The sequence below is a fragment of the Amycolatopsis silviterrae genome (assembly GCF_042684085.1).
GTDB classification, from domain to species: Bacteria; Actinomycetota; Actinomycetes; order Mycobacteriales; family Pseudonocardiaceae; genus Amycolatopsis; species Amycolatopsis silviterrae.
Genome location: NZ_JBHUKS010000018.1, coordinates 44842 through 60339 on the forward strand (window position 1 = coordinate 44842; position 15498 = coordinate 60339).

Here is a 15498-nt window from a genome sequence, read left to right on the forward strand (position 1 = left end):
CCCGCCGCCAGGGCTCAGCGGTGCGAACCAGACGTCGCCGCCAGACTCAGCAGCGCAGGCCGAGGGGCGCCAGCGTCAGCAGCGCAGGCGTTGCCACCAGTTCCAGCGCAACGAGCCGGGCATCGCCACCCAGACATCCCGGTTCCGTCACCGCACCGGATCAGCCTCGCGCGATCGCCAACGGAACCAGTTGCTCGGCCGTCGTCAACGAGCCGTGCTGGCCTACCAGGCTGGTCTCCACGGCCTCAGCCAGTTCGCGCACCATCCCGAACGTGCCCGTCGCCGCCGCGACGACGTCGCCGATTCGGGGGCGTACTCGGTCGCTCACGGCGGCACCGAACCAACCTGCCGCGATTGCCTCTTCGCGTGGCAGTACCCAGGCCCGCGGGCCCAGCACTTCGCGCCACGCGGCGACCACGTCGGCTGTCGCGCCGGGTTCGGTGTAGACATGGCGTGCGCGGACCTCGCCGCCGAAAGTGCGGACTCCGGCTAGCAGTTCTGGGGTGTCCTCCAGGTTCAGTTTCTCCTCGACGGTGACCATTCCGTGGTCTGCCACCACCGCGAGGACTGCACCGGCGGGCAGGTCGTCCACAATGGACTCAACTAGGCGATCTACGTGGCGGAGTTGCATTCGCCAGGCCGTCGATCCAGGGCCGTAGAGGTGGCCTAGCAGGTCCAATTCACTGTGGTAGGCATAGCAAAACGCGCGCGAAGACAAGGTATCCAAGGTGCGCGCGGCTAGGTCGCCTAGCGCGTGCACGCCGGCATATCGGGCACCGCTTTGGGTCGCCTGAGTCAAGGCAGTGTTGGCGAAACGCGCTGAAGACACCACCACAGCCTCGATCCCGGCGGCGGCGGCGCGTTCGAAGGTCGTCGGGAGGGGTTGGACGTCGCGTGGGGGCAGGGTGCCGCGTAGGTCGCCGCCGTCTTCGTGGGAGCACCAGCGCAGGGCGTTCATTACGCCGGTTCCTGGCACTTCGAAGGTGTAGCCGACCATGCCGTGTTCGCCCGAGGCCAGGCCAGTGCCGATCGCCGCGACGCCGGCCGCGGTGGTCGACGGGAAGCCGACTCGCAAGGGGCGGCTGGCCAGTTCGGTGAGGACGGGGGCGTCGGCCGCGTGCTGGGCGAGCAGTTCCCAGCCGAGACCGTCGATGAGGAGCACGCAGGCGCTGCGCGCTTCGGGCAACGCCAGGCCGCCGTCCTCCCCGGGCACGCCCAGCGCGCCGAGCAGGGCGGGAACGACCTGGCCTAAGTGCGGAACATCCGCGTACTGGGGCACATCCACCCGGACAGCTTCCCACCAACGCGGCCCGCCAGCGATAATCAAGCCATGCCCACCTACGCCTACCGCTGCCGCGACTGCACCGAGACGTTCGAGCTTCAGCGCCCGATGGCCGAGTCCAGCGCGCCTGCCCCCTGCCCGGAGGGGCACACGGATACGGTCAAGCTGCTCACGACCGTCGCGCTCGCCGGCTCGGCGGCCGCCCCCGCGCCGGCTGGCGGAGGGTGTTGCGGAGGCGGTTGCTGCAGCTGACCGGCGGGACTTCGACTGAATCTGGGCGAAGCACCGTCTGCATCGCACCGATGCGAGTCACTGATTGCCCACCCGAACACCGCCCGAAAGACTCGGTGGACAGCACTTCCGCTCCCGAACCTCAGCAGCTGCGACGACGGACGACCCGGTGAGAAGTCGCGGCCTCCGCACCAGCCACCACCGGCCGGTGCGGAGGCGGGGCTCAGCAGGCCTTCAGTGCCTGATCCAGGTCAAGCCACAGGTCCTCGACATCCTCCAAGCCAGCCGAAAGCCGCAGTAAGCCGTGGGTGATGCCGGAGCCGGTGCGGTCGTCCTCGGCGACGATGCGGTGGGTCAGCGATGCGGGGTGCTGGATCAGCGTGTCCACGCTGCCCAGGCTCACCGCGGGCGTGATCAGCCGGACCGCGCCGATGACCGCGTGGGGGTCGCCGGTTACCTCGAAGGCCACCAGGGGGCCGCCCAGTTTCGGGTAGTGCACGGTGCTGACAGACGGGTGCGAAGCTAGCCGCGAGGCCAAGACGGCGGCGGTTTCCGAAGCGGCCTTCACTCGCAGCGGGAGCGTCGAAAGGCCGCGAAGCAGCAGGTATCCGGCAAGCGGGTGCAGCACGCCGCCGGTCGCGAAACGCAGGGAGCGCAGACGCGCGGCTTCCTCCGCGTCACAAGCCACTACGCCACCCATGACGTCGCCGTGGCCGCCCAGGAACTTTGTCGCGCTGTGCAGCACCATTCGGGCGCCGAGGCGGCCGGGGCGTTGCAGGACAGGGGTCGCGAAGGTGTTGTCTACCAGCACGGGGACGTCACCGCAGGCGGCGGTCAGGGCGGCGATGTCCAGTTCGCTCAGGGTCGGGTTCGCGGGGGTCTCCACGAAAACCAAGCCGGTGTCGGGGCGAAGGGCGTCGGCGACATTCGACGGATCGGTCCAGGTGACTTCGGTGCCCAGCAGTCCGGTGGTCAGCAGGTGGTCGGTGCAGCCGTACAGCGGCCGGACGCCGACGATGTGACGTTTTCCTTGCGATACCGCGGAAAGCAGGCACGCCGAGACCGCCGCCATGCCGCTGGCGAACGCCACCGCGTGGTCGAAGCCCTCCAGTTCCGCCAGCGCCTGTTCGAAGCGTTCGACGGTCGGGTTGCCGATCCGGCCGTAGATGCCGGTGACGTTCCCGCCCGCGGCGAACTCGTCGATCCGGCGGGCCTCCTCCGCGCTGTCCCGCGCGGGGTAGGTCGTGGAGAAGTCGAGCGGGGCGGCGTGCAGGCCGAGGTCGGCGAGATCGTCGCGGCCAGCGTGGACGGCTCGGGTGCGCAAGGCGGAAGTCATGGCAGTCACGGTCGGACAAGCAACGGCTGATACGCAACGATCTCGGTTATAATTCAGAAATGACCGAGCCGATCGAACTGAGTCCGGTTGATCTTGAGATTCTGCGCGTGTTGCAGAACGACGCCCGGACGTCGAACAAGGAGCTGGCGGCGGCGGTCGGGCTCGCGCCGTCCACCTGTCTGGACCGGGTGGCCCGGCTGCGCGAGACCGGGGTGATCACCGGGCAGCACGCCAAGGTCGACGCGGCGAAGGTGGGGCGTCCGCTGGAGGCGTTCCTGTTCGTGCAGGTCCGGCCGCATCGGCGGCCGCTGGTCGAGCAGTTCGTGGAGCATCTGCTGGCACTGCCGGAAATCCGCGCGGTCTACCACCTGACCGGGCCGGACGACTTCCTCGCGCACGTCGCGACCACGTCCGCCGCCGAACTGCAGCGGCTGGTGCTCGACGAACTCACCTCCCGCGACGAGGTCGCCCGCGTGCACACGAACCTCGTGTTCCAGCAGTGGCAAGGCGGTCCGCTCCTGCCACCGGACGGCGAACCCGCCCAGGGCGCGCGCATCCGGCGGCGCGGCCGGTAACCGGCGCAAGATGGACCGGTGGAGATCAGCTACCTGACCGAATCCGACCGCGCGGACTGGGAAACCCTCGCCCGCGGCAAAGACGCCTACTTCGCCGTCGAGCGCGCCGACGACAGCTATGACCGGACCTGGCGCCGGCTACTCGACGACGACCGGCTCCGCGGGATCGCCGCCAAGCTGGACGGCACAATGGTCGGCATCGCGCATTACCTGTTCCATGCCAGCATTTGGTACTCCGGGAAGTGCTACCTCGCTGATCTGTTCGTGGCGGAGAATGTCCGGCGAAAGGGCGTCGCGACGAGGTTGATCGAATGGGTGGCCCGCGACGCTGACGAACAAGGCTTTCCGTCGCTTTACTGGAACACCCTCGAAGACGCCTCAGCCCGCGCGCTCTACGACCGAGTGGGCAAATACCACGACGGCTTCATTCTCTACACGTACAAGCGTCAGTAGTCCTTGAAGCCCTTCCCGGTCTTGCGTCCCAATCGTCCTGCCGTCACCAAGTGTTCCAACAGCGGCGCCGGCGCGAAGCCTTCCTCGCGGAATTCGTTGAACAGCGTCCGCTCGATCGCGAGCGAGACGTCCAGACCGACCACGTCCAGCAATTCGAACGGTCCCATCGGGAGGCCGCAACCGACCTTCATCGCGGTGTCGATGTCGTCCGCCGACGCGTAATGCGCCTCCAGCATTTTCACCGCGTCGTTGAGATAGGGGAACAGCAACGCGTTCACGATGAATCCGGCCCGGTCGCCGCAATGCACCGGATGTTTTCCGACGGCTGCGCACACCGCCGTCGCGGTCGCGGTGACGTCCGGGGCGGTTGCGATCGTCGACACGACCTCCACCAGTTTCATCACCGGTGCCGGGTTGAAGAAGTGCAGGCCGATCACGTCGCCAGGGCGCGAGGTCGCTGCCGCGCATTCGATGACCGGCAGCGAGGACGTCGTGGTCGCGAGCACCGCGCCCGGGCGGACGACCTCGTCCAGCGCCGAAAACACCGCCTGTTTAACGGAAAGCTCCTCAGCCACCGCCTCGACCACCAGGTCGACGCCGGCCAGTTCCTCGAATTCGGTCACCGGCCGGATCCGGGCGAGCGCCGCCGCAGCGTCCTCTTCGGACAGTTTGCCCTTCACCACGGCCTTGTCGAGTGACTTCTTCACCTTCGCGACCGACGCTTCGGCCTTATCCATGCTGCGCGCCCGCAACACGACGTCGAACCCGCGTTTGGCGAACACTTCCGCGATTCCGGTGGCCATCGTTCCGGTGCCGATCACGCCGACGGACTGAACCTCGCGCGCGAGCGAAGAATCCACAGTGGACGACGCGACGGAATCCACCACCACCGGCGAATCCGGCGCGTCATAGGCGTAAAAACCGTGGCCGCTCTTGCGTCCCAGCTGCCCGGCGGTGATCATCTGCTTCAGCAGCGGCGCGGGCGCGTGCAGCCGGTTCCGGGATTGGTGGTACATCGTGTCGAGGATTTCGTACGCGGTGTCCAGCCCGATCAGGTCGAGCAGCGCGAGCGGGCCCATCGGATAGCCGCAGCCGAATCGCATTGCCGCGTCGAGATCTTCGCGGGTGGCGTAGCGCTGCTCGTACATCCGCACGGCGTGGTTGAGGTAGCCGAACAGCAGCGCGTTCGCGATGAACCCGGCCCGGTCGCCGATCACCACCGGCGATTTCCCCAGCCGCTGCGCGAATTCCACGACGTCGGACACCACGTCCGGCTCGGTCACCACCGTGCGCACGACCTCGACCAGCTTCAGCACCGGGGCCGGGTTGAAGAAGTGCATCCCGACGACTTTGCCCGGCCGCGCGGTGTGCACGCCGATCTCGGTGATGGACAGCGAAGACGTATTGGACGCGAACACCACGTCCGGCCGGGTCACCTGGTCCAGTTGGGTGAACACCTCGGCCTTCGCCGCGAGGTTCTCCGGGATCGCCTCGATCACCAGGTCCACTTCGGACAGCTCAGCGAGCGAGGTGGTGCAGCGGACCCGGCCCAGCAGCGCCTCCCGGCCCGCCTCGTCCAGTTTCCCGCCCGCGAGCGCCCGTTCGGTCGAATGCCGCAGGTGGCCGAGGCCGCGTTCGACCCCGGCCTCGTCCAGTTCCACCGCCACGACGTCGAGCCCGCTGCGGGCGAGCACCTCGGCGATGCCCGCGCCCATCGTGCCGAGGCCGACCACACCGACCGTCGAGATTTCCCGTGCCACAAGGCCTCCAGAGGTTACCCGCTGGTAATTGCCGCTCACTGTGCCACGCGGGACCTCGGAAAGCACATCGGAATCGAGTCAGTCCCGGCGAAGTCACCCGGTCGGAAACTCGCAGGTCACTCCCCGAAGTTCGCCTCCACCAGCTCGGCGACCTTCGCGACCGCCTCGGCCGCCTGCAGCCCGCGCGCCCGCACCACGATCCGGTCGCCCTGGCGCGCGCCGAGCGACATCAGGGCCAGCACGCTGTGCGCGTCCGCCTCCTGCTCGCCAAGCCGGATCGACACCTCGGCCTCGAATTCCGCCAGGCTGCGCACCACGACCGCGGCCGGGCGCGCGTGCAGCCCGACGTCGTTGGTCAGCGTGAATTCCTTCTCCACCACGCCTTCCTCGCCCGCCGCCGAAGGCTCCACCGCGGCCAGATCGGGCGCGACCCCGGCGCTCGCCGCCGCCTCCCCTACCGCTTTGGCATCAGCGCCGCCTTGCGCCGCGACGGCCGCCGCCACCGCGCCTTCCACCAGCGGCGCGTCGACCACCACCGCGGCGGACGGATCGGCCAGCGATTCCACCGCCAGTTCAGCGGTCATCTGCGCGCTGCCGAGGTCGTACAGCAGCACCACGCCGTCGCCGGAGTCGGCGCGCTGGGTGGCGGCCACGACCTCGTCGTAGTCGGTGCCGATGCCGCCGTCGTCGGGCAGTCCGCCCGCCGGGACGATCCGGACGTCCGGGGCCATCTGCGCGGCCAGTTCGGCCAGTCCTTCGGCCAGTTTCGCGCTGTGCGACACAAGAACGATTCCGACGGTCACCGGGCCGCCTCCGCGAACGCGCGCAGCAGCAGCGCCGTCGAACGAGCGCCCGGATCCATGTGCCCGACCGCGCGTTCTCCGAGGTACGACGCACGACCCTTGCGCGGCACCAAGTCCACAGTGGACTCCGCACCGCGGTCGGCTCCGTCGGCGGCCGCGGTGAGCACGTCGGCGATCGTTCCGTCCGCGGCGCTCTCGGCAGCCGAGATGGCCGGGAGCAGCGCGTCGACCATCGTCGCGTCGCCGCCCACCGCCTTGCCGCGTGCCTGCACGCCCTCCAGCGCCGCGCGCAACGCGTCCAGCAGCAGCGGCACGTCGATCTCCGCCGCGGTGCCGAGCTTCGCCGACGCACGCAGGAAAGCCGTGCCATAAAGCGGGCCCGCCGCGCCGCCGACCTTGGAAATCAGTGTGGTGGCAGCGAGTTTCGCGACCCCGGCCGGCGTTTCCGGCACCGCGGTCTCCAGCGCGGAGACGATCGCGGTGAAGCCCCGGCTCAGGTTCTCGCCGTGGTCGGCGTCGCCGATCGCGCGGTCGAGTTCCACCAGTTCGGTGCGGTGTTCGGCGATCACCTCGGCGGCGGCGCGCAACGCGGCCGCGACCCCTTCGCCACTGCAGCCCATCAGATCCCCCACCGCAGCGCGGGCGTGCGCACCGGCGCGTCCCACAGCTGCGTAAGCTCGTCGTCCAATTTCAGCAGCGTCAGGCTGATGCCCTGCATTTCCAGGCTCGTGATGTACGGGCCGACCAGCCTGCGCTCGACCAGGATCCCGCGCTCGGCCAGCAGCCGCTCGGCGATGCCGTGCGCGAGGTACAGCTCCAGCTGCGGCGTGCCGCCCATCGAGTTGGTGAACAGCAGCACCTTGTCGCCGGACTCGAACGGCAGGTCGGACACCACCGCCTCGACCATCCGGGCGACCAGCGCGTCGGCCGGTTCGGCGGGAATCCGCTCGCGGCCGGGTTCGCCGTGGATGCCGATGCCGAACTCGATCTCGTCGTCGCCGAGGTCGAAGCTCGGCTCGCCGACGTGCGGCACGGTCGGCGCGGACAGCGCCACGCCGATGGACCGGACCTGCCCGATCACCTTGCGCGCCAACGCTTCCACCGCGTCCAGCGAATCGCCGCGCTCGGCCGCCGCGCCGGTGATCTTCTCCAGCAGCACGGTGCCGCCGACGCCGCGCCGCCCGGCGGTGAACGTGGAGTCCTTGACCGCCACGTCGTCGTCGATGACCACGCTGCGCACGTCCAGGTCCTCAGCCGCGGCCAGTTCGGCGGCGGTTTCGAAGTTCAGCACGTCGCCGGTGTAGTTCTTCACGATCAGCAGCGCCCCGGCCGGTCCGGTGGTCGCGGCGACGGCCGCCTGCACCGCGTCCGGAGTGGGCGAGGTGAACACCGGTCCGGGCACCGCGGCGTCGAGCATGCCGGGGCCGACGAACCCGCCGTGCAGCGGTTCGTGCCCGGATCCGCCGCCGGAAACCACCGCGACCTTGCCCGCCGCCGGCGCGTCCGCGCGCACGACCAGCGCTGGATCGTCGCGTACTCGCAGCAGGTCGGCGTGCGCGACCGCGAGCCCTCTGAGCGACTCGGCGACGACGGCAGCCGGATCGTTGATGATCTTCTTCATGGCGGGCCTCCGGCACCTCGGCGTCGTGGACTGCCCCAACCTATGAGGTCGCCGGGCGCGCCGCAAAGCGCCCCCTCGTCACGCCTTGGGCAGTTTCCCGGCCAGCTGCTTGGCGAGCCCGACAGTCTTGCCGCACGGGTCGTCCTTGTCCGGCTGCGCGTCGGAGTTCGTGTACTCCAGCTGGACGACCTCGACGCGGTCTTCCTTCCACTGCCGGTGCTGCCATTTGACCTGGCAGCTGGACCCAGTGCTGCCCTGCTTCGCGTACGCCTGGCTCGGCGTGCCGACGTCGGCCTTCAGCCAGCCGTCGCCCTCGCTCGGCGCGATGCCGGGGAACATCGTCACCCGGACGCTCGGGATGAGACCCCATTCGCACGAGTGCAGGCCGGACGCCCGCGGCTTCCCGCCCTTCACGACGCCGTCGACCGCGGCCGTGTCGAGGACGGTGCACGGGTCGACGGCGAGCAGCGTGCCCGGTCCCGGCGTGTACTTCTGCGGGTTGTTGTGCAGTTTCTCGACGGCGGTCGCGACGAGCTTGCGGCCGGCGGCGCACGCGTCGCCGCCGGTGTAGTCGATCCGGAAGGACACGCCGAAGGTCGGGTTCCGCGCGGTGAGCGCGCTGACCACGCAGCCGGATCCGCCGCCGAGGTCGGGGACCTCGACCTGCGGGAGCCCGCCGACCGCACCGGTCGTCTTGTCCGAAGCGAACGTCACGATGCCGCCGACGTCGACGCTCGCCCGGATTTCCTTGCCGCCCGGGTCGTTCGCCTTGGCGACGCAGGTGTCGAACTGCGTGCTCGACGGCTTCGCCTCGCCCTGCGGCGTGCCGAGCGGGCTCATCGCGGTCTTGTCCACGAACTGGCACGGCATCAGGTCGCGCAGCACGGCGGGGGCGACCGCGGGGTCGGTGATCGGGCCGGACGTCGCGGCACTGTCCCCGGCGGCGGGGACGGTCGTGCGCGCGAAGTTCTCCTTGCCCAAGTTCGGACCGCCGCACGCGGACAGCGCGAACGCGCCCGCGGCGACCAGGGCGGACAACTTCAGGAACCGGCCGAACCGGAGATCGTGCACCACGTCCGGCAACCTAGCGGGCCAGGTCGCCGGACGTGGGAACAACCCGGTTATTCGGCGGGTGACTCTTCCGTCGTTTCGGCCGACGGCGGCACGACCAGCGGCCGCAGCACCGCCCACAGCACGAACAACGCGGTCACCACCAGCAGGCCGATGCCCGACCAGAGGTTGATGTTCACGTCGGCGGCTTTCTTCAGGTCGTCGTCGCTGGTGAACCCGGCGCCCATGATCGTGAGGATCACGCCGTAGACGCCGAGCAGCAACGCGATGATCAGCCGGATGTCGAAGGCGCCCGCCTTGTGCGGCCGCGAGGTTTTCTCGGTCATGCGGGCCTCCTCAGAAGATGATGTTGAGGGCGATGGTGATCACGAGGACGATGCCGGCCAGCAGGCCCGGCTTGCGGTACCAGCCCGCGTTCTCGCCGGTGTTGTCGTGCTTGAGCGCGTCGCGCGGCGTGAGCGAGTAGACCAGGCCGACCAGCTGCGCTTCCGGCTTCGGCTGGGTGACCATCGAAACCCCGATGCTCACCACGATGTCGACCACGAACGCGGTGCCCGCCGCCACGAAGCTGGTGCCCTGCCCGGCGAGCGAAAGCACGTCCAGCTGCGACAGCAGCCAGATGAAGATCGCCGACGCGGTGCCCGCCACGAGGCCGATCCAGCCGGCGGCCGCGGTCATCCGCTTCCAGAACATGCCGAGGATGAACGTGGCGAACAGCGGCGCGTTGAAGAAGGAGAACAGGTCCTGCAGGTAGGTCAGGATGTTCGAGGACTGCGACGCGACGAACGCGGTGCCGATGGCCAGCACGGTCGCGACGACCGTGGTCTTGCGGCCGAGGTTCAGGTAGTAGCCGTCCGGCTTGTCCTTCTTCACGTACGTCTGCCAGATGTCGTACGTGAACACGGTGTTGAACGAACTGAGGTTCGCCGCCATGCCCGCCATGAACGACGCGAGCAGACCGGCGATCGCGATGCCGAGGATGCCGTTGGGCAGCAGGTCGCGCATCAGCAGCAGGAGCGCGTTGTTCGCGGTGACCCCGCTCTGGGCCGGCTTGTCCGCCAGCAGCAGTCCCTTGTCCTGCAGGTACTCCGGCACCACGACGCCGGCGATCATGCCGGGGATGATGACGATGAACGGCACCAGCATCTTCGGGAACGCGCCGATGATCGGCGTCCGCCGCGCGGCCGACATGCTCTTCGACGCCATCGCGCGCTGGACCTCGACGAAGTTCGTCGTCCAGTACCCGAAGGACAGCACGAAGCCGAGACCGAACACGATGCCGAGGACGGACAGGAAGTTGTTGCCGAAGCCGGTCAGGTTGTCGCCCGGCCAGGAGTGCAGCTGCTCGGTGCCGCCGGGGCTGTGCGTGATCTTGTCGACCAGGCCCTGCCAGCCGCCGACCTTGACCAGGCCGACGATGGTGAGCGGCAGCAGCGCCACGACGATCACGAAGAACTGCAGCACCTCGTTGTAGATCGCGGCGGAAAGCCCGCCGAGCGCGGTGTACCCGAGCACGATCGCGGCGGCGATGACGATCGACAGCCACAGCGGCCAGCCCAGCAGCAGGTTCACGACGCTGGCCAGCAGGAACAGGTTCGCGCCCGCGATGAGGATCTGCGCGGCGGCGAAGCTGATGCCGTTGACGAGGTGCGCGGTCGGCCCGAACCGGCGGCGCATGAACTCCGGCACGCTGCGGACCTTGGAGCCGTAGTAGAACGGCATCATCACCAGGCCGAGGAACAGCATCGCCGGGATGGCGCCGATCCAGAAGTAATGGACGGTCGGCAGGCCGTAGAGGACGCCGTTGGCGGACATGCCCATGACCTCGACCGCGCCGAGGTTCGCGGAGATGAACGCCAGACCGGTGACCCACGCGGGCAGCGACCGGCCGGAAAGCAGGAAGTCGAGGCTGCTCGACACCTGCCTTCGGGCGAGGTATCCGATGCCCAGCACCAGGACGAAATAGAACGCCAACTCGATGTAGTCGATCGGACTCGCGTCGAGCCGCAAGTTCGCGTCGGCGAGGAACGGCACCCCTGCCACCTCCGAATCAAACATTCTCACACAGAAAACACCATCGTTCCTGTCAGACCGGCACAGTACTGCATGGATTCCGAACAGGCACCCCGACACCGCGGTTTTTCACCAACCTGCCGCTGACCTGTGCATTCCACGTGCCCGGAAGCACCCGTGTTGAGTCCTGTCGCTTCGCCGGCGAACCACTCACCACCGGGACGAATTCACCCGATCCGGGCGGGTTGCCACCGGGCTGCCCCTAAGCTCCCGGCACCGTCGGTGCCCTCGGAAAGGACCTCGCCGCGATGCCCGGCCCCACGATCCCCATGCCCGGACCGCTGCGCGCCGCGCTCGCGCTCGTGTTCCTGCAGGTGCTCATGAACGGCGTGTTCGGCGCGTCCGCCCAGGTGCAGATCGCCAAGCAGCGAAGCGGCGGCGAGGAGCCGTTTTCCATCCTGTACGCGATGACGTGCTTGTCGTACGCCTTCGCCGCGGGTCTGCTGGTGTCCTGGATCGCGATCCTGTTCGGCTACGGCTGGGGCCGATGGTCGCTGCTGGCGTTCGAGGTGCTGTCCGCGATCGGCGGACTGGCCAACCTGGCGGGCGGCAGCCTGGCGGCAGCGGTCGGTTTGGTGCTGGCCGGAGTCGTGGTGACGACGCTGTTCCGGGAACCGGTGATGACGTGGTTCGCGGCGAAGGCCGCTCAGCGCCGAGCGGGTTCGACGAGCTGACGCGTCGCCGACGATCCCGAACTGGGGACGGGTCCCGCCACAGCGGGTCTACCTTCGCGCCACTGTCGGCAAGGCTGGAAAGGACTCGTCGTGATGACCTATCCCACGATCCGCCCGCGCATGCCCAAACGGCTGATCGCCGTGCTCGTGTTCGTCTTCCTGCAGGCGCTGGGCAATGGCATGTTCGCGGTGCTGACGCAGATCGACATCAGCGAACGGGCAAGCCATCACCAGGACGTGCTGCCGCAACTGCCCTTCGCCGTGGTGGTGTCGTACGTCTTCGCCGGGGCACTGCTGTTCGGCGGAATCGCGGTCGCGCTGGGGCATAACTGGGGACGGTGGCTGGTGTCGTCGTTCGAGGCGCTGACCGTGCTTGTCGCGCTGATCGCGTTGTTCTCGGGGAACCTGGCGATGCTGGTCGGGCTGGTGCTGGTCGGCCTGGCGATGTCGGCGCTGTTCAGCGAGAAAGCGAGCGACTGGTTCGCGGACAAGGCACTGGAGCGCCAGGGCACGGTTCCGGCGCCCAGCCCGCGGTGAACGCGGTCAGAACAGCCGGAACTCGTCCGAGTCGGTGCCGCGCAACGCGTCGTAGTCCAGGACCACGCAGCGAATCCCCCGGTCCTCGGCGAGAACGCGGGCCTGCGGTTTGATCACCTGCGCCGCGAACACTCCTTGCACCGGGGCCAGCAACGGGTCCCGGTTGAGGAGTTCGAGGTACCGGGTCAACTGCTCAACACCGTCGATCTCGCCGCGGCGCTTGATCTCCACCGCCACCGAACCGCCGTCGGCGTCGCGGGCCATGATGTCCACCGGGCCGATCGCGGTCGGGAACTCGCGGCGCACCAGGGTGTAGCCGTCGCCGAGGGTTTTGATGTGCTCGGCGAGCAGTTCCTGCAGATGCGCCTCCACGCCGTCCTTCTGCAGGCCGGGGTCGACGCCGAGGTCGTGCTTCAGGTCGTGCATGACCTCGTCGATCGTGATGACGAGCTTCTCGCCCGCCTTGTTCTGGACCGTCCAGACGTCCGGGTCCTCGATCAGCCAGCACGGCGGCGACATCCAGTTCAGCGGCTTGTACGAGCCGCCGTCGGAGTGCACGAGCACCGAACCGTCGGCCTTCACCATCAGGACGCGGTTGGCCATCGGGAGATGCGCGGTCAGCCTGCCGACGTAGTCGACCTGGCACCGGGCGACGACGAGCCTCATCGGACCCGCCCCGCACCGAGCGGGCTGGCTTGCTGAGAGGGGAGCACGAGACGCACCCGCCGAGGGTAGGACAGGCTCGGCGATACTGGCGAGGTGGACCCCATTCAGCGTGTCGCGACCCGCGAGGTGTATCGGAACAACTGGATGACGGTGCGGGAGGACGCCATCCGCCGCGCCGACGGCAGCGACGGCATCTACGGCGTCGTCGACAAACCGACCTACGCGCTGGTCATCCCCCTCGACGGCGACCGGCTGCACCTGGTCGAGCAGTTCCGGTACCCGCTCGGGATGCGGCGGTGGGAATTCCCGCAGGGCACCGCGCCCGACCTCGCCGAGACCCCACCCGCCGAACTGGCGCAGCGCGAACTGCGGGAGGAGACCGGGCTGCGGGCGTCGGCGTTCACGGAACTGGGGATGCTCGACGTCGCGCCCGGGCTGACCAGCCAGCGCGGGCACGTGTATCTCGCGACGGGACTTTCGCAGGGCGAGCCGGAGCGGGAGCTGGAGGAACAGGACATGCGGACGGCGTGGTTCGGCCGGGGCGAGGTGGAGAAGATGATCGCCGCCGGGGAGATCTCGGACGCACAGTCGGTGGCGGCGTACACGTTGCTGTTGCTGCACGAACGCCGCTGATCACCGGCCGCGCTGGAGCTGCGGGGCGCGGTCAGTCCGTCCAGTCGGGCTTGCGCTTCTCCAGGAACGCCGCCATCCCCTCCCGCGCGCCCGGCAGTTGCGAAGCCGACGCCATCACCTCGACGGCGATCGCGTACGCGTCCGCTTCCGGGCGGTCCAGCTGGGCGTACAGCGTCTGCTTCCCCATCGCCTTGCTCGCCCGGCTGCCCCGGGTCGCGCGGCCGAGCAGTTCGGCGACCGCTTCGTCCAGGGAATCGTCCGGGACGACCCGGTTGACCAAACCCCAGTCGAGCGCGGTCGCGGCGTCCACGACGTCGCCGGTCAGGGCCAGTTCCATCAGGCGTTTCCGGCCGATCGCGCGCGCCACCGGCACCGCGGGCGTGTGGCAGAACCAGCCGCCCTTGCCGCCGGGCAGGGCGAAGCCGGACGACTCCGCCGCGACCGCCAAATCGCACGACGCCACCAGCTGGCAGCCCGCGGCGGTCGCCAGGCCGTGCACCCGCGCGATGACCACTTGCGGCACCGATTCCATCGTCCGCATCAGCGTCGTGCACAGGGTGAGCAGTTCGCGCACGCCCATCAGGTCGCGCGCGGCGACGTCGCCGAAGTCGTGTCCGGCGGAGAACACCGGGCCCGCGCCGGCCAGCACGATGCCGGTCGCGTCGGACTCGCCTGCCTCGCGGAACGCGGCCAGCAGCTCGCCGAGATGGTCGGCGGACAGCGAATTGCGCCGTGCCGCGCGGTTCATCGTGATGGTGACCGTGTCCCCGTCCCGCTTCACGAGGAGGTGCTCGTACTCGCCCATGCCCCGACCGTAACCCCGCCGGACGGGATGCGGAAAGTGCGCCGATAGGAATCCGGTCCGACGCCCACCTCCGCGCGCAGCCGCCGGCGCAGGTTCGCGGCGCTGCCGAGCCCCGCGCGTTCGGCCACCCGGGCGACCGGCAGATCCGTCGTTTCCAGCAGCCGCCGCGCGTGCCGCACCCGCTGGACGAGCAGCCACCGGCCGGGCGTGCTGCCGGTCGCGGCGACGAACTCGCGGTGGAACGTCCGCGCGCTCATGCCCGAATGCCCGACCAGGTCCGGTACGCCGATCTCGCCGGAAAGCCGGGTCATCGCCCAGTCCATAGTGGACGATATGCCGGGCCGGGATGGGCTGTCGGGCAACGGGGATTCCGCGTACTGACGTTGGCCGCCTTCGCGAACCGGTGGCATGACGAGCCGGCGGGCGAGGCGTGCGGCGACCTCCGCTCCGTGGTCGCGGCGGACCAGGTGCAGGCAAAGGTCGAGACCGCCGACGACGCCGGCCGACGTGAGCACGCCGTCTTGTTCGGTGTACAGCACGTCGCGGCGAAGGTCGGCGGCTGGCGCGGCCGTCGCGAGTGCGTCCAGGTCGCGCCAGTGCGTGGTGGCGGGGCGGCCGTCGAGCAGTCCGGCGGCGGCGAGGGTGAAGGCTCCGGAGCAGAGTCCGGCGACCACCGTGCCCGAGCGGTGTGCGCGGCGGAGCGCCGCCTTCGCCGCCGCGGGGACTTCGGCGAGCGGGTTGTCGCGGCCGGGAGCAAGGACCAGGTCACAGTCGGCCAAGCCGGAAAGGCCATGCGTCGCAACGACTTCACCGAATGGCGACACCTGCGTACGGCCTCGTCCGGGCGCGCAGACCCGCACGGTGAACGGGCCGATGCCGCTGTCGGTGCGGTCCTGCGCCCACACCTCCGCGATCACCGCCAGGTCGAACATCCGGCTGCCGGGCAGGAGCAGCACCCCGATCGTGCGCATGGCAGAA

At 69.3% G+C, this 15498-nt stretch carries 18 protein-coding genes; 6 read left to right on the top strand and 12 right to left on the bottom strand.

Annotation, left to right across the window (positions count from 1 at the left end; all coding sequences use genetic code 11):
* Window positions 1-160: 160 nt before the first annotated feature.
* The gene (locus ACFSVL_RS25470) at window positions 161-1285 is read right to left on the bottom strand and encodes an alkaline phosphatase family protein (RefSeq protein WP_378308063.1); all 1125 of its coding nucleotides are present in this window, start codon (window positions 1283-1285) and stop codon (window positions 161-163) included.
* 45 nt (window positions 1286-1330) lie between these two features.
* Between ACFSVL_RS25470 and ACFSVL_RS25475 the strand changes: the two genes are divergently transcribed.
* On the top strand, window positions 1331-1534 hold the full coding sequence (locus tag ACFSVL_RS25475) for an FmdB family zinc ribbon protein (RefSeq protein ID WP_378308064.1): 204 nt from the start codon (window positions 1331-1333) through the stop codon (window positions 1532-1534).
* Window positions 1535-1736: 202 nt separating this feature from the next.
* Here ACFSVL_RS25475 and ACFSVL_RS25480 read toward each other — a convergent pair whose 3' ends face one another.
* Window positions 1737-2849, bottom strand: a complete 1113-nt coding sequence (locus ACFSVL_RS25480) for a trans-sulfuration enzyme family protein (protein WP_378308065.1) — start codon at window positions 2847-2849, stop codon at window positions 1737-1739.
* Between the two features lie 59 nt (window positions 2850-2908).
* Between ACFSVL_RS25480 and ACFSVL_RS25485 the strand changes: the two genes are divergently transcribed.
* Together ACFSVL_RS25485 and ACFSVL_RS25490 are read left to right on the top strand one after the other, a co-directional pair.
* Entirely contained in the window at window positions 2909-3424 is a 516-nt protein-coding gene (locus ACFSVL_RS25485) for an Lrp/AsnC family transcriptional regulator (RefSeq protein WP_378308066.1), read from the top strand.
* An 18-nt stretch (window positions 3425-3442) separates the two neighbouring features.
* On the top strand, window positions 3443-3877 hold the full coding sequence (locus ACFSVL_RS25490; protein WP_378308067.1) for a GNAT family N-acetyltransferase: 435 nt from the start codon (window positions 3443-3445) through the stop codon (window positions 3875-3877).
* Here ACFSVL_RS25490 and ACFSVL_RS25495 read toward each other — a convergent pair.
* The 7 genes from ACFSVL_RS25495 to ACFSVL_RS25525 all read right to left on the bottom strand — a co-directional run bounded on the left by ACFSVL_RS25495 (window position 3871) and on the right by ACFSVL_RS25525 (window position 11166).
* Window positions 3871-5637 carry a 3-hydroxyacyl-CoA dehydrogenase family protein gene (locus ACFSVL_RS25495; RefSeq protein ID WP_378308068.1) on the bottom strand — a complete coding sequence of 589 codons (1767 nt, stop codon included), beginning with the start codon at window positions 5635-5637 and terminating at the stop codon, window positions 3871-3873. The two genes, ACFSVL_RS25490 and ACFSVL_RS25495, sit on opposite strands and share 7 nt — an antisense overlap.
* Window positions 5638-5753: 116 nt before the next feature.
* A complete protein-coding gene (dhaM, locus tag ACFSVL_RS25500) occupies window positions 5754-6440 on the bottom strand; it encodes a dihydroxyacetone kinase phosphoryl donor subunit DhaM (RefSeq protein ID WP_378308069.1) in 687 nt (228 codons plus the stop codon).
* On the bottom strand, window positions 6437-7060 hold the full coding sequence (dhaL, locus tag ACFSVL_RS25505) for a dihydroxyacetone kinase subunit DhaL (RefSeq protein WP_378308070.1): 624 nt from the start codon (window positions 7058-7060) through the stop codon (window positions 6437-6439). Before dhaL ends, dhaM begins: the two co-directional genes overlap by 4 nt.
* Window positions 7060-8061 carry a dihydroxyacetone kinase subunit DhaK gene (gene dhaK / locus ACFSVL_RS25510; RefSeq protein ID WP_378308071.1) on the bottom strand — a complete coding sequence of 334 codons (1002 nt, stop codon included), beginning with the start codon at window positions 8059-8061 and terminating at the stop codon, window positions 7060-7062. The genes dhaL and dhaK overlap by 1 nt, the downstream gene beginning before the upstream one ends.
* Window positions 8062-8139: 78 nt before the next feature.
* Window positions 8140-9135 (bottom strand): hypothetical protein, encoded by a 996-nt coding sequence (locus ACFSVL_RS25515; protein ID WP_378308072.1) that lies wholly within the window; start codon window positions 9133-9135, stop codon window positions 8140-8142.
* Between the two features lie 47 nt (window positions 9136-9182).
* On the bottom strand, window positions 9183-9458 hold the full coding sequence (locus tag ACFSVL_RS25520; RefSeq protein ID WP_378308073.1) for a hypothetical protein: 276 nt from the start codon (window positions 9456-9458) through the stop codon (window positions 9183-9185).
* Window positions 9459-9468: 10 nt separating this feature from the next.
* Window positions 9469-11166: a sodium:solute symporter family protein gene (locus tag ACFSVL_RS25525; protein ID WP_378308390.1), complete on the bottom strand. Its 1698-nt coding sequence runs from the start codon at window positions 11164-11166 to the stop codon at window positions 9469-9471.
* A 287-nt stretch (window positions 11167-11453) separates the two neighbouring features.
* Between ACFSVL_RS25525 and ACFSVL_RS25530 the strand changes: the two genes are divergently transcribed.
* The gene (locus ACFSVL_RS25530) at window positions 11454-11879 is read left to right on the top strand and encodes a hypothetical protein (RefSeq protein ID WP_378308074.1); all 426 of its coding nucleotides are present in this window, start codon (window positions 11454-11456) and stop codon (window positions 11877-11879) included.
* A 90-nt stretch (window positions 11880-11969) separates the two neighbouring features.
* Window positions 11970-12416: a hypothetical protein gene (locus ACFSVL_RS25535; protein ID WP_378308075.1), complete on the top strand. Its 447-nt coding sequence runs from the start codon at window positions 11970-11972 to the stop codon at window positions 12414-12416.
* Window positions 12417-12422: 6 nt separating this feature from the next.
* Here the strand turns inward: ACFSVL_RS25535 and nucS are convergent, their stop codons facing one another.
* Window positions 12423-13082 carry an endonuclease NucS gene (gene nucS, locus ACFSVL_RS25540; protein ID WP_378308076.1) on the bottom strand — a complete coding sequence of 220 codons (660 nt, stop codon included), beginning with the start codon at window positions 13080-13082 and terminating at the stop codon, window positions 12423-12425.
* Window positions 13083-13226: 144 nt separating this feature from the next.
* On the opposite strand from nucS, the gene ACFSVL_RS25545 reads away from it, so the two are divergent.
* Window positions 13227-13715 carry an NUDIX domain-containing protein gene (locus ACFSVL_RS25545; protein ID WP_449224386.1) on the top strand — a complete coding sequence of 163 codons (489 nt, stop codon included), beginning with the start codon at window positions 13227-13229 and terminating at the stop codon, window positions 13713-13715.
* A 31-nt stretch (window positions 13716-13746) separates the two neighbouring features.
* On the opposite strand, the gene ACFSVL_RS25550 is transcribed toward ACFSVL_RS25545, so the two are convergent.
* Complete coding sequence (locus ACFSVL_RS25550) at window positions 13747-14520, bottom strand: enoyl-CoA hydratase-related protein (protein ID WP_378308078.1); 774 nt, start codon at window positions 14518-14520, stop codon at window positions 13747-13749.
* The gene (locus tag ACFSVL_RS25555; protein ID WP_378308079.1) at window positions 14493-15491 is read right to left on the bottom strand and encodes a GlxA family transcriptional regulator; all 999 of its coding nucleotides are present in this window, start codon (window positions 15489-15491) and stop codon (window positions 14493-14495) included. Before ACFSVL_RS25555 ends, ACFSVL_RS25550 begins: the two co-directional genes overlap by 28 nt.
* Between the last annotated feature and the right edge of the window lie 7 nt (window positions 15492-15498).